18 protein-coding genes and 2 pseudogenes are annotated in these 18,644 nt (G+C 68.6%); 12 read left to right on the forward strand and 8 right to left on the reverse strand.

The window, feature by feature from the left end; translation table 11 throughout:
• Positions 1 to 93: 93 nt before the first annotated feature.
• The 3 genes from BMG07_RS00840 to BMG07_RS00850 are packed head-to-tail and all read left to right on the forward strand — an operon-like array spanning position 94 to position 4,129.
• Positions 94 to 1,224, forward strand: a complete 1,131-nt coding sequence (locus tag BMG07_RS00840) for a putative 2-aminoethylphosphonate ABC transporter ATP-binding protein (protein ID WP_198082760.1) — start codon at positions 94 to 96, stop codon at positions 1,222 to 1,224.
• On the forward strand, positions 1,221 to 2,957 hold the full coding sequence (locus BMG07_RS00845) for a putative 2-aminoethylphosphonate ABC transporter permease subunit (protein WP_198082761.1): 1,737 nt from the start codon (positions 1,221 to 1,223) through the stop codon (positions 2,955 to 2,957). The genes BMG07_RS00840 and BMG07_RS00845 overlap by 4 nt, the downstream gene beginning before the upstream one ends.
• 41 nt (positions 2,958 to 2,998) lie before the next feature.
• Positions 2,999 to 4,129, forward strand: a complete 1,131-nt coding sequence (locus BMG07_RS00850) for a 2-aminoethylphosphonate--pyruvate transaminase (protein WP_198082762.1) — start codon at positions 2,999 to 3,001, stop codon at positions 4,127 to 4,129.
• Between the two features lie 57 nt (positions 4,130 to 4,186).
• Here BMG07_RS00850 and alr read toward each other — a convergent pair whose 3' ends face one another.
• Positions 4,187 to 5,266 (reverse strand): alanine racemase, encoded by a 1,080-nt coding sequence (gene alr, locus BMG07_RS00855; protein ID WP_198082763.1) that lies wholly within the window; start codon positions 5,264 to 5,266, stop codon positions 4,187 to 4,189.
• Positions 5,263 to 6,567, reverse strand: coding sequence for a D-amino acid dehydrogenase (locus BMG07_RS00860; protein ID WP_198082764.1), 1,305 nt, complete (start codon positions 6,565 to 6,567; stop codon positions 5,263 to 5,265). The genes alr and BMG07_RS00860 overlap by 4 nt, the downstream gene beginning before the upstream one ends.
• A 128-nt stretch (positions 6,568 to 6,695) precedes the next feature.
• Between BMG07_RS00860 and BMG07_RS00865 the strand changes: the two genes are divergently transcribed.
• Positions 6,696 to 7,163, forward strand: a complete 468-nt coding sequence (locus BMG07_RS00865) for a winged helix-turn-helix transcriptional regulator (RefSeq protein ID WP_198082765.1) — start codon at positions 6,696 to 6,698, stop codon at positions 7,161 to 7,163.
• Between the two features lie 234 nt (positions 7,164 to 7,397).
• On the forward strand, positions 7,398 to 7,799 hold the full coding sequence (locus BMG07_RS00870; protein ID WP_198082766.1) for an OsmC family protein: 402 nt from the start codon (positions 7,398 to 7,400) through the stop codon (positions 7,797 to 7,799).
• Positions 7,800 to 7,823: 24 nt separating this feature from the next.
• Here the strand turns inward: BMG07_RS00870 and BMG07_RS00875 are convergent, their stop codons facing one another.
• The 3 genes from BMG07_RS00875 to BMG07_RS00885 are packed head-to-tail and all read right to left on the reverse strand — an operon-like array spanning position 7,824 to position 9,393.
• On the reverse strand, positions 7,824 to 8,069 hold the full coding sequence (locus tag BMG07_RS00875) for a serine hydrolase (RefSeq protein ID WP_198082767.1): 246 nt from the start codon (positions 8,067 to 8,069) through the stop codon (positions 7,824 to 7,826).
• The gene (locus BMG07_RS00880) at positions 7,988 to 9,007 is read right to left on the reverse strand and encodes a serine hydrolase (protein ID WP_198082768.1); all 1,020 of its coding nucleotides are present in this window, start codon (positions 9,005 to 9,007) and stop codon (positions 7,988 to 7,990) included. The genes BMG07_RS00875 and BMG07_RS00880 overlap by 82 nt, the downstream gene beginning before the upstream one ends.
• 32 nt (positions 9,008 to 9,039) lie before the next feature.
• Positions 9,040 to 9,393, reverse strand: coding sequence for a helix-turn-helix domain-containing protein (locus BMG07_RS00885; protein WP_198082769.1), 354 nt, complete (start codon positions 9,391 to 9,393; stop codon positions 9,040 to 9,042).
• Positions 9,394 to 9,521: 128 nt separating this feature from the next.
• On the opposite strand from BMG07_RS00885, the pseudogene BMG07_RS00890 reads away from it, so the two are divergent.
• Positions 9,522 to 10,409 (forward strand): annotated as a pseudogene (locus BMG07_RS00890) (NAD(P)-dependent oxidoreductase); the annotation flags it as partial.
• Positions 10,410 to 10,426: 17 nt separating this feature from the next.
• Here the strand turns inward: BMG07_RS00890 and BMG07_RS00895 are convergent.
• A complete protein-coding gene (locus BMG07_RS00895) occupies positions 10,427 to 11,566 on the reverse strand; it encodes an alpha/beta fold hydrolase (RefSeq protein WP_198082771.1) in 1,140 nt (379 codons plus the stop codon).
• 157 nt (positions 11,567 to 11,723) lie between these two features.
• On the opposite strand from BMG07_RS00895, the gene BMG07_RS00900 reads away from it, so the two are divergent.
• The 3 genes and pseudogenes from BMG07_RS00900 (at position 11,724) to lpxO (ending at position 14,839) form a co-directional block, all read left to right on the forward strand.
• Positions 11,724 to 12,407, forward strand: a complete 684-nt coding sequence (locus BMG07_RS00900) for a response regulator (RefSeq protein ID WP_198082772.1) — start codon at positions 11,724 to 11,726, stop codon at positions 12,405 to 12,407.
• Positions 12,404 to 13,831: a HAMP domain-containing sensor histidine kinase gene (locus BMG07_RS00905; RefSeq protein WP_198082773.1), complete on the forward strand. Its 1,428-nt coding sequence runs from the start codon at positions 12,404 to 12,406 to the stop codon at positions 13,829 to 13,831. The genes BMG07_RS00900 and BMG07_RS00905 overlap by 4 nt, the downstream gene beginning before the upstream one ends.
• Positions 13,832 to 13,943: 112 nt before the next feature.
• Positions 13,944 to 14,839, forward strand: a pseudogene (gene lpxO / locus BMG07_RS00910) (lipid A hydroxylase LpxO).
• 1 nt (position 14,840) lies between these two features.
• Here lpxO and BMG07_RS00915 read toward each other — a convergent pair.
• The gene (locus BMG07_RS00915) at positions 14,841 to 15,728 is read right to left on the reverse strand and encodes a LysR family transcriptional regulator (protein WP_198082774.1); all 888 of its coding nucleotides are present in this window, start codon (positions 15,726 to 15,728) and stop codon (positions 14,841 to 14,843) included.
• A gap of 122 nt (positions 15,729 to 15,850) precedes the next feature.
• On the opposite strand from BMG07_RS00915, the gene BMG07_RS00920 reads away from it, so the two are divergent.
• The 3 genes from BMG07_RS00920 to BMG07_RS00925 are packed head-to-tail and all read left to right on the forward strand — an operon-like array spanning position 15,851 to position 17,894.
• A complete protein-coding gene (locus tag BMG07_RS00920; protein ID WP_374221212.1) occupies positions 15,851 to 16,675 on the forward strand; it encodes a tripartite tricarboxylate transporter substrate-binding protein in 825 nt (274 codons plus the stop codon).
• On the forward strand, positions 16,663 to 16,842 hold the full coding sequence (locus BMG07_RS44590) for a hypothetical protein (protein WP_374221213.1): 180 nt from the start codon (positions 16,663 to 16,665) through the stop codon (positions 16,840 to 16,842). The genes BMG07_RS00920 and BMG07_RS44590 overlap by 13 nt, the downstream gene beginning before the upstream one ends.
• A complete protein-coding gene (locus tag BMG07_RS00925; protein WP_198082775.1) occupies positions 16,839 to 17,894 on the forward strand; it encodes a low specificity L-threonine aldolase in 1,056 nt (351 codons plus the stop codon). Before BMG07_RS44590 ends, BMG07_RS00925 begins: the two co-directional genes overlap by 4 nt.
• 3 nt (positions 17,895 to 17,897) lie before the next feature.
• On the opposite strand, the gene BMG07_RS00930 is transcribed toward BMG07_RS00925, so the two are convergent.
• Positions 17,898 to 18,593, reverse strand: a complete 696-nt coding sequence (locus BMG07_RS00930; protein ID WP_307866819.1) for a phosphatase PAP2 family protein — start codon at positions 18,591 to 18,593, stop codon at positions 17,898 to 17,900.
• Positions 18,594 to 18,644 lie beyond the last annotated feature (51 nt).

Below are 18,644 nucleotides of genomic sequence, written 5' to 3' on the forward strand. Positions count from 1 at the left end.
CTGCCCGGGGGCAACACCGGCGGCCCGGCAAAGCCGGTTCCGCGGTGTTTCCGGACTGAACCCTTTGATGGTCGCCAACGCAGAGTACGAACCATGGATATGACCGCTGCCAAGTACATCGCCGAGCAGGTGAACGCTGCCATTCCGGCCCTGGAGATCACGGGCATCCGCAAGGACTTCGAGACCTTCAGCGCATTGCGCGACATCCACCTGCGCGTGAACGCGGGCGAGATGCTGTGCTTTCTCGGTCCCTCGGGCTGCGGCAAGACGACGCTGCTGCGGATCATCGCGGGGCTGGAAACGCAGACCTCCGGCCAGATCCTGCAGAACGGCAAGGACGTCTCGTGGCTTCCGCCCGACCGGCGGGACTACGGCATCGTGTTCCAGTCGTATGCGCTGTTTCCCAACCTCTCGATCGCCGACAACGTCGGCTACGGCCTGGTCAACTCGCGCGCGCGCCGCGCCGAGATCAAGGCGCGCGTCGAAGAGCTGCTGAAACTGGTCGGCCTGCCGACCTCGGGCCACAAGTATCCGAGCCAGCTCTCCGGCGGCCAGCAGCAGCGCGTGGCCCTGGCCCGCGCGCTGGCCACGCGGCCCGGCCTGCTGCTGCTGGACGAGCCGCTCTCCGCGCTCGATGCGCTCGAACGCATCCGGCTGCGCGGCGAGATCCGCCGGCTGCAGAAGCAGGTGGGCATCACCACCATCATGGTCACGCACGACCAGGAAGAGGCGCTGTCCATGGCCGACCGCATCGTGGTCATGAACCACGGCGTGATCGAGCAGGTCGGCACGCCGATGGAAATCTACGAGCAGCCGGCCACCCCCTTCGTGGCCGACTTCGTGGGCAAGGTCAACGTGCTGCGCGCCGTGGCGCTGGGCCACCAGCGCTTCCAGGTCGGCGACCTCGAACTGCAGTGCGACGCCTGCGACGGTGCGTTCGCGCCGGGCGACGCGGTCAACCTCTACCTGCGCCCCGAAGACCGCATGGCCGAGAACCTGCGCGAAGACACCGCCAACCGCATGAACGTGCTCGTGAGCAAGGTCGAGTTCCTCGGCGGCCTGTGCATTGCCGAGGTGACCGCCGAAGCGCTGCGCGGCCAGACGCTCGGGTTGCACTTCTCGCTGAACCAATTGCACGACCTCGACATCCGCGAGGGCAACACGATCGAGATCGCCCTGCGTGCCAACCGCATCCGCGCCTTCGCAGCGCGCACGCCCGCATGAACGCGCTCGCCCATCCTTCGGCCATGGCACCCCGTTCCATCGCCCGCCGCGCCGGCATGCGCTGGAGCCGCGACGAGATCATCGCGCGCGTGGTGCTGCTCGCGGTGCTGGCGATGCTGTTTGTGTTCCTGCTGGCCCCGCTGGCCACGATCCTGGCGCAGGCGGTGCAGGACAAGGACGGCCGCTTCGTCGGCCTGGCGCACTTCATCACCTACTTCCAGACGCCGAGCCTGCTGCGCGCGGTGTGGAACTCGGTGTGGGTCGCGGCGGCGGTGGTCGCCATTTCGGTGCCCACGGCCTTCGTGTTCGCCTACGCGCTCACGCGCAGCTGCATGCCGACCTGGCTCAAGGCCGTGTTCCGGCTGATCGCGCTCATCCCGCTGCTGGCGCCTTCGCTGCTGTCGGCCATTTCTTTCGTGCAGTGGTTCGGCAACCAGGGGGCGCTCAAGTTCCTGCTGGGCGGCGTGTCGATCTACGGCGCGCCCGGCATCATCCTGTCCGAGGTCTACAACACCTTTCCGCACGCGCTGATGATCCTCGTCACCGCCATGTCGCTGACCGACGGCCGGCTGTACGAGGCCGCCACCGCGCTGCGCACCCGGCCGATGCGCCAGTTCATGACCATCACGCTGCCGTCCTGCAAGTACGGCCTGATCAGCGCGTCGACGGTGGTCTTCACCTACGTGGTGAGCGACTTCGGCGCGCCCAAGGTGATCGGCGGCAACTTCAACGTGCTGTCGGTCGACGTGTTCAAGCAGGTGGTGGGCCAGCACAACTTCTCGATCGGCGCGGTGGTCGGCATGCTGCTGCTGGTGCCGTCGGTCGTTTCCTTCGTGATCGACTACGTGGTGCGCCGCAAGCTCAAGGCGCAGCTCACGGCCCGCTCGGTGCCCTACAGCCCCAAGCCGCGCAAGCTGGCCGATGCGTTGCTGCTGCTGTTCTGCGCGGTGGTGTGCACGCTGCTGCTGGCCACCATCGGCATGGCGATCTACACCTCGCTGATCACGCTGTGGCCCTACGACCTGTCGCTCACGCTGAAGCACTATCACTTCGTGCTGCTCGAAAGCGACATGGCGGCGGCCTACACCAACAGCCTGACCGTCGCGGCGGTCACGGCCGTGGCCGGCTCCTTCATCGTTTTCGTGGGGGCCTACCTGATCGAGAAGACGCGCAACCTGGGAATGATGCGGCCCACGATGCACATGATGGCGGTGCTGTCGATGGCCGTGCCGGGCCTGGTGCTGGGCCTGGGCTACGTGATGTTCTTCAACCATCCGGCCAACCCGCTGGGCTTTCTCTACCAGACGATGACGATCCTGGTCGTCTCGATGATCGTGCACTACTACACCTCGAGCCACCTCACGGCCGTGACCGCGCTCAAGCAGATCGACAACGAGTTCGAGGCCGTCTCGGCCTCGCTGAAGGTGCCGTTCATCAAGACCTTCTTTCGCGTGACGGTGCCGGTGTGCCTGCCCGCGATCCTGGACATCGGGCGCTACTTCTTCGTGGTGTCGATGGCCAGCCTGTCGTGCGCCATCTTCCTGTACACGCCCGACACCATCCTGGCCTCGGTCGCGATCATGCACATGGACGACGCGGGCGACATCGGCCCGGCGGCGGCCCTGGCCAGCCTGATCGTCGTCACCTCGGTCGTCGTGTGCATCGTCTATTCGCTGCTCACGCGCGTGCTGCTGTCGCGCACCCAGGCCTGGCGGCACCTCGGCCGCGCCTGAAGCCCTTCGCCCACCATTCCACCTGTTCCGGAGACAACACCATGAGTTCCAACCGCAGCCCCATCCTCCTCACGCCCGGCCCGCTCACGACCTCGGATCGCACCCGCAACGCGATGCTGCGCGACTGGGGATCGTGGGACGGCGACTTCAACAAGATCACCGCGCGCATCCGCGAACGCGTGCTGGACATCGTGCACGGCAAGGGCACGCACGAATGCGTTCCGATGCAGGGCAGCGGCACCTTCTCGGTCGAGGCGGCCATCGGCACGCTCGTGCCGCGCGACGGCCATGTGCTGGTGCCGAGCAACGGCGCCTACTGCCAGCGCCTGGCCAGGATCTGCCGCGTGCTCGGCCGCAAGGTCACGACCATCGACTACACCGAAGACCGGCAGGTGCAGCCCGCCGACGTGGAGCGCGCCCTGGCCGCCGACCCCGGCATCACGCACGTGGCGGTGGTGCACTGCGAAACCGGCGCCGGCGTGCTCAACCCGCTGCACGAGATCGCGCTCGTGGCGGCCCGGCACGGACGCGGCCTGATCATCGACGCCATGAGCTCGTTCGGCGCGATCGAGATCGATGCGCGCAAGACCCCCTTCGACGCAGTGATCGCGGCCTCCGGCAAGTGCCTGGAAGGGGTGCCGGGCATGGGCTTCGTGGTGGCCAGGCGCAGCACGCTGGAGAAGTGCGAAGGCAACTGCCACTCGCTCGCCATGGACCTGTACGACCAGTGGGTGTACATGGAGAAGACCACGCAGTGGCGCTTCACGCCGCCCACGCACGTGGTCGCGGCGCTCGACGAGGCGATCACGCAGTACATCGAGGAGGGCGGCCTCGCGGCTCGCGGCGGGCGCTATGCGCGCAACTGCGACACGCTGATCGAAGGCCTGGCCGCGCTGGGGCTGCGCAGCTTTCTGGAGCCGTCGATCCAGGCGCCGATCATCATCACGTTCCACGCGCCCGACGACGCGAACTACGACTTCAAGACCTTCTACCAGGAGGTGAAGAAGCGCGGCTACATCCTCTACCCCGGCAAGCTCACGCAGGTCGAGACCTTCCGCGTCGGCTGCATGGGGCACTTCGGGGAGGCCGGCATTCCGGGCGCCGTGGCCGCCATCGGCGAGACGCTCAAGGCCATGGGGATCCGGCACGTCGGCGCGCCGATGCCGGCCTGATCGAAGCGCGGGGCCGGGCGCCGAAAAGGTGCCCGGCCCCGCGCCGCGACCGCCGGTTCAGGCCGCGGCGTCGTCGGAATAGACCAGCGGCACGCGCTTGACGTTGCAGAGCAGTTCGTACGAGATCATTCCCGCGTGCGTCGCCACTTCATTGACCGGCACCTGCGCGCCCCACAGCTCGACCGGGCTGCCGACGCCCTCGCCGGGCAGGTCGCTGAGGTCGACGGTCATCATGTCCATCGACACACGTCCCACGGTGCGCGTGATCCGTCCACCCACGGCCACGGGCGTGCCCGTCTGGGCGCGGCGCGGGTAGCCGTCGGCATAGCCGATGGCGACAAGGCCGATGCGCGTGCGCCTGTCGGCCGTGAAGGTGGCGCCGTAGCCCAGCGTGTCGCCGGCTTCGAGCACGCGCTCGGCGAAGACTTCGCTCTGCAGGTGCATGACGGGGCGCAGCGCCTCCTGGTTGCCGGGCACGGGGTTGGCGCCGTACAGCAGGATCCCGGGGCGGGCCCAGTTCCTGTTGGCGCCCGGCCAGGCCAGCACGCCCGCCGAATTGCTGATGCTGCGTTCGCCGGGCAAGCCCTTGGTCGCGGCATCGAAGACGGCCAGTTGTTCGTGCGTGAGCCTGGCGTCGGGCTCGTCGGCGCAGGCGAAATGGCTCATCAGCGTGATGCGCGAGACCTTGTCGCTCGCCACCAGCCGCGCATGGGCGTCGCGCACGGCTTGCGGCGCCAGGCCCGCGCGGTGCATGCCCGAATCGATCTTGAGCCACACATGCAGGCCCCTCACCGCGGCGGGCGCCTGCTCGATCATGCGCACCTGGTCTTCGTGGTGCACCACCGTCCACAAGCCGCGAGCGCTCACCGCTTCGAGCTCGCGCTCCGAGAAGGCGCCTTCGAGCACCAGCAGCGGCGCCTGCAGCCCGGCTTCGCGCAGCACGGGCGCCTCGTCCAGGAAGGCGACCGCAAAGCCGTCGGCGCTGTCGGCCAGCGCCTGTGCGCATCGCACCGCGCCGTGCCCATAGGCATTGGCCTTGAGGACGGCGAGCACGCGCTCGCCATGGCGCTGGCGCGCCAGCGCGTAGTTGTGGCGCAGCGCGGCAAGATCGATCAGCGCGCGCGCGGGGCGCGTCATGCCGAGGCCCCGTGCGGCGCGCCGCCCAGTGCCCGGGGGGAGGCGGACGGGCTGTAGCGGTCCATCGCCAGGCCGTCGGTGCGGACCTCCGGGCGCTGGCCCGTCACCATGTCGGAGATGAGCTTGCCCGAGCCGCAGGCCATGGTCCAGCCCAGCGTGCCGTGGCCGGTGTTGAGGAACAGGTTGGCGTAGCGCGTGCCGCCGACGATGGGCGTGCTGTCGGGCGTCATCGGGCGCAGGCCGGTCCAGAAGGTGGCGCGCGGCACGTCGCCGCCCGGGAACAGGTCGGTCACCACCTTTTCGAGCGTGGCGCGGCGCGCCGGGTTCAGGCGCAGGTCGAAGCCGCCGAGTTCGGCCATGCCGCCCACGCGGATGCGGTTGTCGAAGCGCGTCACGGCGACCTTGTAGGTCTCGTCGAGCACGGTCGATTGCGGCGCCAGCGATTCGTCGACGAGCGGCACGGTCAGCGAGTAGCCCTTGACCGGGTACACCGGAATGTCCAGGCCCAGCGAGGCCACGGCGGCGCGCGAGTAGCTGCCGAAGGCCATCACGTAGCGGTCGGCCTTGAGCACCTTGCCGGTGGTGGTGCGCACGCCGGTGATGCGGTCGCCGTCGGTCTCGAGCCCGTCGATGGTCTGGCCGAAGCGGAAGTCCACGCCCAGGCCGCGCGCGATTTCGGCAAGGCCGCGCGTGAACAGGTGGCAGTCGCCGGTTTCGTCGTTGGGCAGGCGCAGGCCGCCCGTGAGGCGGTCGCGCGCGCCGGCCAGCGCGGGCTCGACGCTGGCGAGTGCGTCGCGGTCGAGCAGCTGGTAGGGCACGCCGCACTCCTCGAGCACCGCGATGTCGCGCTGCACCGCATCGAGCTGCGCCTGCGTGCGGAACAGCTGCAGGGTGCCGCCGGTGCGCTGCTCGTACTGCAGGCCGGTGTCGGCGCGCAGCTGCTGCAGGCAACCGCGGCTGTACTCGGCCACGCGCATCATGCGTTCCTTGTTCACGGCGTATGCCTCGGGCGAGCAGTTGCGCAGCATGGCGGCCATCCAGCGCAGCTGGAACAGCGTGCCGTCGGGGCGGATCGACAACGGCGCGTGCTTCTTGAACATCCACTTGATCGCCTTCAGCGGAATGCCCGGCGCGGCCCACGGCGTGGAGTAGCCCGGCGACACCTGGCCGGCGTTGCCGAAGCTGGTTTCTTCCGCGGGGCCGTCCTGCCGGTCGAGCAGGGTGACCTCGGCGCCGGAGCGCGCGAGGTAGTAAGCCGTGGTGGTGCCGATCACGCCGCCGCCGAGAACGATGACTTTCATGGTGTATTCGCTGATTCAGATGGAATGAGTGGAATCTAAAGTGCACAATCCAGTGGATTCCATTGTTTTTAGAGCTTCGGCAGCGGAATACACTGCCGAAAATCGCCCAACGCCGCGTGCGAAGTGAAATGCCCGAACTCGACCGAATCGACCGCCGGATCCTCGACGTCCTGCAGCGGCAAGGCCGCATGTCCATGACCGAATTGGCCGAGCACATCGGCCTGTCGGCCTCGCCCTGCGCCGAGCGCGTGAAGCGCATGGAGCGCGACGGCGTCATCACCGGCTACCACGCGCGGGTGTCGCCCGAGGCGCTGGGCAAGACGCTGCTGGTGTTCGTCGAAATCAAGCTGTCGGCCAAGTCGGGCGACGTGTTCGACAAGGTCAAGCAGGAGCTGCTGCACATGCCCGAGGTGCTCGAATGCCACCTGGTGTCGGGCAGCTTCGACTACCTGGTGAAGGCGCGCCTGAGCGGCATGAGCGAGTACCGCCACTTGCTGGGCGACATCCTCAAGAAGCTGCCGGTGGCGGCCGAGTCGCACAGCTACGTGGTGATGGAAGAAATCAAGGAAACGCTCACGCTGGCGGTGGACCGATGAGCACCAACCACGACGTCCCGACATCACCGTCCGGCCCTGGCGGCTGGACGACTTCGATGCCGTCAAGGCCATCCTCGAGGACACCTTCGCCGGCACCTGGCTGCCGCAGCTCACGCCCGAGGCCGCGGCCAGCTACCGCGAGAGCGGCGAACCTGCGGCTACATCGACGACCATCCTCTACGTGAAGACGCTGTCTTCCACCCGACCCACCTCCACGCCCACCAAGGACACGGCATGACCATCTCGATCCGCCGCGACGGCACCACCGGCACGCGCCACATCCTCAAGATCCGCAACCACGAGATTCCGGTCGATGCCTCGCCGGCCGGCGGCGGCAGCGACGGCGGCGCCGAGCCGCACGACCTGTACGACGCATCGCTCGCGGCGTGCAAGGCGCTCACGGTGCTGATCTACGCGCGCCGCAAGGGCATTCCGGTGGAAGACATCGAGGTGGTGGTCGACCGCGACGACAGCGAGGAGCGCAAGGGCGTGTACCGCCTGAAGTCGGGCCTGCGCCTGACCGGCGAGCTGACCGACGCGCAGCGCGACGAGCTGCTGCGCGTGGCCGGCAAGTGCCCGGTGCACAAGCTCATGACCGAGGTGAAGACCGAGATCGAGACCGGCTGGGCCGACTGAGCCGACCGGGCCGACTGAGCCCGCTCAGCGCAGCACGCGGTACGCGCGCACCGCGCGCAGCAACGCCCACAGGCCCGCTTCGGCCGCCACGTTGCGTTCATTGAACGACACGGCGATGTACACGTCGTCGGCCGGCACGTAGGCCACCACGCTGGTGAAGCCCTCGATGCCGCCGCTGTGGCCCAGCATCAGGCCGGGGCCGTCGGGCACGTCGTAGAGCTGCACGCCCATGCCGTAGAAGGCATTGCTGCCCGCATAGGGGCCGAGCATGGGCGGCATGGCGGTGAACATGCGGTGCACGGTCGCCTCGGGCAGCACCTGCCCGGCCAGCAGCGCATGCCAGAAGCGCACGAGGTCGCCGGCGTCGATGCCAGCGCGCCGGCCGCGTAGGGCGTGGCGTACTGGTCCGGCGCATCGACCGGGCGACCGGCCACATGCCCCGTGGCCACGGGCAGCGCAACGTCCGGCTGGCGCATGACCGTGTGCGTGAGCGACAGGGGCTTGACGAGCCGCTTCGCGAGCACGTCCGCGAGTGGCGCGCCCTCGATCTTTTCGACGATCACGCCCAGCATCGCGTAGCCGGTGTTGGTGTAGCTCCAGTTCGTGCCGGGGCAGAACTGCGGCTTTTGCGCGGTGCCGATCGCGATGATCTCGGCCGGTGTCCTGTAGGCGGTGCCGAAGGTGGGCAGCGCATTGAAGCTCACGAGGCCGCTGGTGTGGCGCAGCAGCTGCTCCACGGTCGTGACGCCGGCGTTGGGTGCATCGGGGAACCACCGGTCGATGGTGTCGCCGAGGCGGAGCTTGCCTTCTTCCACGAGCTGCAGAACCACGGCGGCCGTGAGCGTCTTGGCGGTGCTCGCCACCTGGAAAGGCTGCTCGGGCGCCACGGCTTGCGGCGGCTCCTTGCGCGCCAGCCCGCGCGTGGCGGTCCAGGTGCCTTCGCCCGGAATGGCGACCGCCACGCTGGCGGCGGGCACGTGCTGCAGCATCTTGTCGAGCGCCGCGCCGAGCGTGGCTTGCAGCTCGGCGGGCAGCTCGCCGTCGATGGGGCGCTTGAAGTCCTTGCGCCACACGGTGTCGGGCGCCGAGCGCATCGGCGGCCCGGTGTAGACTGGCGAGGGCACGCACACCGGCTGCGCCTGTGCCAGGCCCCACGAGACCGCGGTGGCGAGCAGCACGGCCGACGAAATCTTGCGCAATGAAGGCATACGATGTTCCGGTTGACGCACCCGCTGCTTCGCTACTTCGCCGCTTCGGCTTTGGCGCGCGCTGTGGCCACGCGCTTGGCGTTGCGGTCGCCCCAGTCCGCCAGCGGCCCGAGCGCCGCGTTGAGCGTGACGCCCAGCTTGGTGGCCGAGTACTCCACGCGCGGCGGCACTTCGTGGAACACCTCGCGGTGGACGATGCCGTCGGCCTCGAGCTCGCGCAATTGCTGGATCAGCATCTTCTCGCTGATGTCGGGCAATTGCCGCTTGAGCTCGCCGAAGCGGAAAGCCTGCGCGTTCAGCTCCCAGAGGATGACGGCTTTCCATTTGCCGCCGATGACGTCGAACGCCGGGCCGATACCGCAGTTGTAGGGTTTTTTCGATTTCATGTGTGATCCTGATCCAAGCCTTGTGAAAACCCAATACATACGTTTTGGTAAGTACCTCACTTAATTGTAGGTACTTGACCATGGGAGAGTGAAATTTCTACGATGCAGGCACCTTCACAACCTGCAATCGAATCGTCATGAGCAACAACAGCAAAAAACAAGTGTCCGTCCTGGGCCTGGGCTCGATGGGCCTGGCCATCGCGCGTCTCTATCTGGAAAAAGGCTACGAGGTCACGGTGTGGAACCGCACGCCCGGCAAGGCCGACGCGCTGGTCGCGAAGGGCGCCGTGCTGGCGCGCAGCGCGGGCGAGGCGCTGCGCGCGAGCCGTGTGGCCGTGATGTGCGTGTACGACTACCGCGCGGCCGACGCCATCTTCGCCACCGAAGGCGCGGCCGCCGCGATGGACGGGCGCCTGCTGGTGCAGCTCACCACCGGCAGCCCGCAGGACGCGCGCGACGCCGAGGCTTGGGCGCACCGCCACGGCGCCGCGTACCTCGAAGGCGCGATCCAGGCCGCGCCCGACCAGATGGGGCTGGCCGACACGCCGCTGCTGGTGTCGGGCGCGCAGGCCGTGTTCGACGAGGCGAAGCCGTGGCTCCAGGTGCTGGCCGGCGGCATCGTGCATCTCGGCGAGAAGGCCAGCGCGGCGGCGACCATGGACCTGGCCACGCTGTCCAGCATCTACGGCACCATGCTCGGCTTTCTGCACGGCGCGCGCATCGCCGAGCACGAGGGCTTCGACGTGGCCGAGTACGGCCGCATCGTCGCGGGCATCATGCCGACCTTCGCGGGCTTTCTGCAGCACGAGGGCGCGGTCATCCAGTCGGGCGACTTCGCGATCTCGCAAAGCCCGATGCGCATCTCGGTCGAGGCGACGCAGCGCATCCTGCAGACGGCACAGGCCTCGGGCATCAACACCGAGTTCCCGGCCTTCGCCGCCGGCCTGTTCCGGCGGGCCGACGCGGCGGGGCTCGGCGGGGAAGAACTGGCGGCGCTGATCAAGCTGCTGCGCTAGCAACGAGGGGCCACGGCTCATGCCCATGTCATGAACTGGATCGCGCGCAGCACCTCGGCCTCGCGTTCCATCAGGAAGTCGGTGTGGCAGCAGTTGTCCAGCGTCAGGCGGTTGGGCGTGTGCAGCGCCTCCACCAGCCGGTTGGAATCGGTGATGCGGGCGCGGCGGAAGATGCGCAGGTAATCGGCCGCGTCCTTCTCGGTCTTCGCGTCGAGCGGCAGCTCGAGCCAGGGAAACAGGTCGCGGTTGTCGGCGGGCAGCGTGGTCACCACCAGCGAAGGCGCGCGCACCGCCTTGTAGTCGGGCGAGTAGCCGTGGGCGGCGGTGTCCACGGCGGTCTCCACGTCGTCGGGCGTGTTCATGCGCACGCTGCCGTCGGTGCGCACCTCGACCGCGTCGCGCAGGTTGGCCTCGAGCGCGGGCCACCAGTTCTTGGTCTTGCGCCGGCTGAAGGCAATGGCGGCCTGCAGCGAGCGGCTGTCGGCGGCGCCGGCCTTGGGCTCGTCGAGCAGGCGGTTCATCGGCAGTTCCTCGCCGCCGCGGTCACCGTCCTTCGTGTAGTCGAAGCTGGTGTCCAGGTAGATGAGCCCGCGCACGCGCTCGGGGTGGTGGCCCGCGAAGTGCGTGAGTTCGTTGCCGGCGATGGAGTGGCCGCCGAGCACCACGCGCAGCAGGCCCAGTTCGTCGAGCACGGCCTTCAGGTCGGAGCTGAGCGTTTCCACTTCGTAGTACCTGGTGGCGGTCTTGACCGGGCGCGGCTTGTCCGACAGGCCGTAGCCGCGCCGGCTGATCGCCACCACGCGCGAGCGGGCCGCCAGCGCGGGCGCGAGGCTGTCGAAGCAGCGCGCGTTGCCGCCCAACCCGGCCAGCAGCACAATGGTGGGGCCGGTGTTGCCGGGGCGCTGCCAGTCGCGCACCTGCAGCGACACCTCGGGCGTGCCGGACACTTTCACGCGGCGGTCGGTGACGAAGACCTGCCCCATGCCGGCAGCCGCGCTCAATCCAGGGGGCGCACCCGCGTTGCCACGGCTGTTGCCGCCGCAGGCCGCCAGCCCGGCGGCACCGGTCAGGGCCAGGGCGCGCAGGATGTCCCTGCGCTGGGGCTGGAAGCGGTTCGGTCGCAGGGGCCGGCTCGGCAATACAGGGGGTCGATTCACGGCGATGCTCCGGATGTGAGGGATCGCTGCAGTGTCGTTTTCATACCTGAAGGGTCGCTTCGGCATTCATGAAGATTTCCTGAAGTGTGCCCAGAGCGGTTGGCTGATACTTCGCCCCTGTTCCCGTAATCGGGTGGGTTCGTTTGCGTGGAGTCCCATGAATCTTTTGCTTGTTGAGGACGACCTTGATCTTGGCAACGGCGTGCGTATCGCGCTGGCCAACCAGGGCATGGATGTGGTGTGGGTCCGCCGCCTGGACGACGCCTTGCGCACCCTCGACGGCGGCACCTTCGACATGGTGCTGCTCGACCTCGGCCTGCCCGACGGCGACGGGCTCGACCTGCTGTTCCGCCTGCGCCGCGACCGCCAGATATTGCCGGTGCTGGTGCTGAGCGCGCGCGACGCGCTGAACGACCGGCTGCGCAGCCTGGACGACGGTGCCGACGACTACCTGGTCAAGCCCTTCGCGCTGGCCGAGCTGCTGTCCCGGGTGCGCGCGCTCGCGCGCCGCAGCTACGGCTTCAACGACGAGACCATCCGCATGCGCGGCCTGGCGCTGCACGAGCCCACGCGCGGCGTGATCGTCGATGGCGAGCCGGTCGAGCTGTCGCGCTGCGAGTTCGACCTGCTGGCGCTCTTGCTCAAGCGCACCGGCCGCGTGGTCACGCGCCGCGTGATGGAAGAACAGGTGCTGCCCGGCGGCCAGGCCAACGGCAGCAATTCGCTCGAAGTGCATATCTCCAACCTGCGCCGCAAGATCGGCCAGGGCTACATCCGCACGGTGCGCGGCATCGGCTACGTGATCGACGTGCAATCGCTGGTGCGGAGCACGACCAAATGATGCAGGCGCTGGCGCAGCGCTGGAAGCACTGGAAACAACCTTCCCTGATGCGCCGCCTGCTGCTGGCGCAGATGGGCGTGGTCGCCCTGCTGTGGACCATGGCCATCGCGCTGCTGCTGTACGACTCGTACGAAGACCCCGAGCTGCTGAAGTACGACAAGATCTACCAGACGATCATGTCGATCACGCAGAACATGGTCGACCACCCCGACAAGCAGCAGGAAACGCTGGCCTCCTTCGACGCCGCGCTGCTGGAGACCGTGGGCGACGGCGACGCCGCCTCGGAGACCTCGCCGGTCATGCAGGTGTGGCAGGGCGACAAGCTCATCTACCGCTCCACCGCGGCCGTGCCGGTGATCCTCAATTCGGCGCCCAACCTCATCGAGACCGTGAAGGCCGGCAACCGCGAGTGGCGCGCGCGCACGTTGGCCTCGCCGACGTCGAACGTGCGCGTGATGCTGGCCGAGCCCAGCGTGTGGCGGCTGACGGTCACGGTGATCAACCGGGGCTACTACCTGCTGCCGCTGGTGATCAGCCTGCCGTTCCTGATCTTTCCCGCGTGGCTGTCGGTGCGGCTGGCGCTGCGGCCCTGGCGCCAGGTGAGCAAGGAAACCGCCGAGCGCGGGCCGGCCGACCTGACGCCGCTGTCGTACACGCCGCCGCACAAGGAACTGAAGCCGCTGGTGCAGAGCATCAACAGCCTGTTGCAGCGGGTGCGCGACAGCACCTCGCGCGAGCGCAGCCTGATCGCCGATGCCGCGCACGAGTTGCGAACCCCGTTGGCCGCCATGCGCGTGAACGTCGAGGCGCTGAAGGAGCAGAGCACCGACGAAGACCAGCGCGAGCTCATGGGCAACCTGCTGCGCAGCAACGACCGCGCGGCGCGGCTGGTGGGGCAGCTGCTGCAGCTGATGCGCAGCGACGCGGTGTCCGACACCACGCTGCCCGTGATGCTGTCGTTCGACGCGCTGGTGCAGGACCGCCTCGCGATGATCGAGGGCCTGGCCAGCGCCCGCGACATCGAGCTGGAGCTGGTGAGCGAAGACCGCGTGCCGGTGCTGGGCGAGCGCGAGAGCCTGGTCTCGATGATCGACAACCTCATCAACAACGCCATCAAGTACAGCCCCGCGGGCGGCACGGTGGTGGTGCACGTGGGGCACGAAGGGCAGCAGGCGCTGCTGACCGTGACCGACCAGGGCCCGGGCATTCCGGCCGCGCTGCGCGAGCGCGTGTTCGACCGCTTCTTTCGCAACCCCGACCAGAGCCAGAGCGGCAGCGGGCTGGGGCTGGCCATCGTGAAGTCGGTGGTCGACCGGCACGGCGGCGATGTGACGCTGGGCGCCACCCCGGACGGCGGCCTGCTGGTGACGGTGCGGCTGCCGCTGGCGATGGCCGAGACGCCGCAGCCCATGCTCTGCAGCTGAACCCTGCTCGCGGCAGGGTCAAGGGGGCAAAAAGGGCAATAGGCCCCCGGTCAGGTTCGCCGCGGGGCAACGATTTACACTACCGGGCGCCGTTTACAGGACACTTTCAACAATGAAGTGGGTCATTCTTGCCATCTTCGCGCTCAGCGCGCTCTACGTTCATTTTCGCGGCCAGGTCCGGCACAAGTTCTTCAGACAGCTCTCTGATCACTCGACCTTCCTCGCCCCGCTGAACGTCTTCATGTACCTTTTCTCGAAGGTGCCGGGTACGCCGTACCTGTCGCCCGCGCAGTTCCCCGAGATGCGCATCCTCGAGGAGAACTGGGAAGTCATCCGCGAGGAAGCGCTGGCCATGCGCAACGGCGGCAGCATCAAGGCCTCGAGCCAGTTCAACGACGTGGGCTTCAACTCGTTCTTCAAGAGCGGCTGGAAGCGCTTCTACCTGAGTGGTACGACGAGGCGCACCCCTCGGCCGCCGTGCTGTGCCCGCGCACCACCGAACTGCTCAAGGGCATCGGCACCATCAAGGCCGCCATGTTCGCCGAGCTGCCCCCGGGCAGCCGCCTGGTGCGCCACCGCGACCCGTTCGCGGGCTCGCTGCGCTACCACCTGGGCCTGTGGACGCCGGGCGTGGAAGGCTGCTACATCGACGTGGACGGCCAGCGCTACCACTGGCGCGACGGCGAGGCCGTGGTGTTCGACGAGACCTTCATCCACTACGCCGAGAACACCACCGACCACGACCGCGTGATCCTGTTCTGCGACATCGAGCGTCCGCTGAAATACCGCTGGGCCAGCGCGGTGAACCGCTGGTTCGCCAAGAACCTGCTGGCCGCGGCCAGCTCGCCCAACGACGCGGGCGACAAGACCGGCGGCATCAACCGCGCGTTCAAGTACATCTACCAGATCCGCGTGATCGGCAAGCGCCTGAAGGCCTGGGACAAGCGCGCGTACTACCTCGTGAAGTGGGCCATCTTCGGCGGCCTCGCGCTCTGGATCTTCTGGTAAGTCAGGTGGCCTTTGGCGCGGCGCCGAAAGCCGCGCCGAAGGCCTCGGCCACCGCTTCGACATTGCGGTTGCCGTCGTCGGAGTTCTTCCACACGAGCGACAGTTTGCGGTGCGGCGCGCGGCTCCCCAGGTCGACCTCGCGCACCGCATAGGCCTCGACCAGCGCGCGCCGGGGCTGCGGAAGCACCGACACCCCCAGGCCCTGCGCGACCATGGCCACGATCGCGTCCATCGAGCGCAGCTCGATCACGCAGCGCGCGTCCGGCTTCAGGCCGCGCACGTAGCGCGCGGCAACGCGGCCCCCGTTCAGCGACATGTCGTACCCCACCCAGTCGTAGGCCTGCAGCAACTGCAGCGGCGTCTTGCCCGCGGCCCGGGGCGGCGCCAGCAGCACATAGGGCTGGCGGTGCAGCTCGCGCCAGACCAGCCGCCGTGAGCCGCCCGCGTCGGGCCGCACCAGCAGGGCCACGTCGAGTCGCGCCGCCTTCAGCTCCGACACCAGCTCGTCGCTGTCGTTCAGCGGCGGCACCACCACGTCGAGCAGCGGGTGTCGCTGGCGCAGCGCGTGCAGCGCCTGCGGCAGCGCGTCGCTCTGCATGCTGGTGATCACGCCGACCCGGATGCGGCCCGCCACCGCCACGGCGGGGCGCGAGCGCAGCACCTGCAGCCGGTGCGAGAAGTCGCCCACCGCGCCCACCACCTCGCGCGCAAAAGCCGTGGGCACCACCACCCGCGTCGAGCGGTCGAACAGCGGCTTTCCGAAGTACTGCTCCAGCTGCTTGACCTGCAGGCTGACGGCGCTCGGACTGCAGCCGACGACGCCGGCCGCGGCGGTGAAGCTGCCCTGCTCGAGGATGGTGCGCAGCGTCACCAGCATGCCGAGATTCATGAGAAATCCTCACAGTTGGTGTTTGGATATATCGCTTTACTCATTCTAGGGCGTGCCTAGGATCGCCTGATTCCTCGGTTTCATCCCGATCTTTTTTCACCCGCCCGACCGGAACCTCCTGCATGAACGACATCCGACGCCACGCTTTCTCGCACGCCAGAAGACTCGCTTGCCTGCTGGGGCTCGCGCTCGCCGCATGGCAGGCGCAGGCGGGCGCCGCGTGGGTGCCCGAGCGGCCCATTCACCTCATCGCGCCGAGCCCGCCGGGCGGCGGCACCGACGCCGTGTCGCGCCTGCTCGCGGCCAAGCTCGGCGACCAGGCCAAGTGGCAGGTCGTGGTCGACACCAAGCCCGGCGCGGGCAACAACATCGGCCTGGAGTTCGGCGCCAAGTCGGCGCCCGACGGCTACACGGCCGTGCTGGGCGAAACCAGCAACCTCACGGTGAACCAGTTCCTCTACAAGAAGCTCAACTTCGACCCCGTCAAAGACCTGGCGCCGGTCGCGCTGGTCGGCACGGGCGTGTCGGTGCTGGTGGTGAATGCCAACAGCCCCTACGACAGCCTCGCCGCGTTGCTGGAGGGCGCCAGGAAGAAGCAGTTGGCCTATGCGTCGTCCGGCAACGGCACCGTCGGCCATCTGGTGGCCGAGAACCTGCGCGTGACGACGGGGGCGCAGTTGCTGCACGTGCCCTACAAGGGCGGCGGCCCGGCCATGACCGACATGCTCGGCGGGCAGGTCGATTTCTACATCTCCTCGCTGGTCTCCGCGCTGCCGCTCATCAAGGACCGCAAGCTGCGCGCGCTCGCGGTGACCTCGGGCGCCAGAGACCCGTCGCTGCCCGACGTGCCGACCTTCATCGAGAGCGGCTTCAAGGGCTTCGAGTACTACACGCTCTACGGTGTCGTGGTGCCCGCCAAACGCCGGAGAACATCGTGCGCACGATGAACACCGAGATCAATCGCGTGCTCGACGCGCCCGATGTGCGGGCCAACCTGGCGGCGCGCGGCATCTATGTGCGCACCGGAACGCCCGAAGCCTTCAACACCTTCCTGAACAGCGAGCGCAAGAAATGGGCGCAGGTCGTGAAAGCGTCCGGCGCGACCGCCGAATGACGGCCGCCCCGACCGACCACGCGCCCGTGGACCTTCGCAGCGACACGGTGACGCGGCCCACGCCGCAGATGTACGAGCGCATCGCATCGGCACCGCTCGGCGACGACGGGCTCGACGGCGACCCGACCGCGCAGGCGCTGGAAGCCACCGCCGCGCAACTGCTGGGCAAGGAGAAGGCGCTGTACGTGCCGAGCGCCACGATGGCCAACCTGCTGGCCATCCTTGCGCAAGCGCAGCGCCAGGAGATCGTGCTGGCCGAAGCGGCTTCGCACATCTACGTGACCGAGCGCGGCGCGGCCACGCTCACGGGCACTTTCTACGAAGGCATTGCCGGCGTCGACGGCGCCATGGACCTGGGCCTGCTCGAAGAGGCCCTGGCGCCGGGGCGCAACAAGCTGCGCACGGGCGTGGTGTGCCTGGAAAGCTCCCACAACAACGCCGGCGGCGCGGTGCTGCCGCTGGCCCACATGCAGGCGGCGTTCGAGGCGAGCAAGGGCGTGGGCGCATCGGTCCACCTCGACGGCGCGCGGCTGATGAACGCGGCGGTGGCCCTGGGCGTGCCGGTCTCGCGCATCACCGCATTCACCGACACCGTGTCGCTGTGCCTGTCGAAGGGCCTGAGCGCGCCGATGGGGGCAGTGCTTGCCGGGCCCGCGGCCGCGATCCAGCGCGCGCGCGGGCTACGCAAGCTGCTGGGCGGCAGCCAGCGCCAGGTGGGCATTGCCGCAGCCGCCGGGCTGGTGGCCGTCACCACCATGGTGGATCGGCTCGCGGACGACCACGCGGCCGCGCGACGGCTCGCGCACGGCATCAACCGGATCCAGGGGCTTTCCGCCAACGCGCCGCAGACCAACATCGTGCAGGTGAACGTGGCTTCGTCGGGGCTCGATGCGGACCGATGGGAAGCGGCGCTTCGTGGGCTGGGCATTCTCGTGCGCCCCTGGGGCAAGCAGCTGCTGCGCTGCGTGACGCACCGCCATGCAGGCGAGCGCGAGGTCGACCTGGCCCTGGACGCGTTCAGGTCGGTGGCCGGGCACGCGGACGCCGACTGAGGTTCAGGCCCCCGTCAACACCAACCTGCGGTCGCGCGCGGTGCCGACCCAACTGACCACGGCCGCGAGCAGCGTGCCGCCCAGCACGTCGAGCAGCACGTGCTGGCGCGTGGCCAGTGTCGAGTAGACGATGCCGAAGGCCCACAGCGCGTTCAGCCACAGTGTCCAGCGCGGCGCGCGCACCTCGCGCAACTGCCGCGCCAGCAGCACCGCGGTGAGCACCGCGAACGCGACGTGCAGCGACGGGAACGCGTTGCCGCCCACGTCGGTGGACTTCAGGAATTGCAGCGCCGGGTACTGCGACCAATCGACCGCGAACGCCGGCACCGTGGTCGGGAACACCCAGAACACCACCAGGCCGATGGCCGCCATCACGGCCGCGTCGCGCGCGCAGGCCCACAGCTCGACCTTGTCCTTGGCCAGCGCCGGTGCCAGCGAGATGTAGAACCACAGCGAGCCGTAGAGCAGCATCGCGTCGTCGCTCACGCCCACCCAATGATCGAGCAGCGTGAGCGGCATCACCGTCGGTTCCGACGGCGGGTTGTGCATCACCCAGAAGTACACAAAGAAGAAGCCCGAGATGCCCAGCGTGGTGCCGATCATCTTGAGCACCCAGAGCGTGGCGATCCGCCGGCCCAGCGCGGCGTACCACGTGCTGGCGCGAGGCTGGGAGGAGGGGATGGCCGAACGTGCTGTCACCGATGCTGCTCTCGGGAGGATGGAGCGGTCCAGCTTATGGCCTTGCATTGC

The sequence above is a fragment of the Variovorax sp. E3 genome (assembly GCF_016082275.1).
In the GTDB taxonomy this organism is placed as follows: domain Bacteria; phylum Pseudomonadota; class Gammaproteobacteria; order Burkholderiales; family Burkholderiaceae_C; genus Variovorax.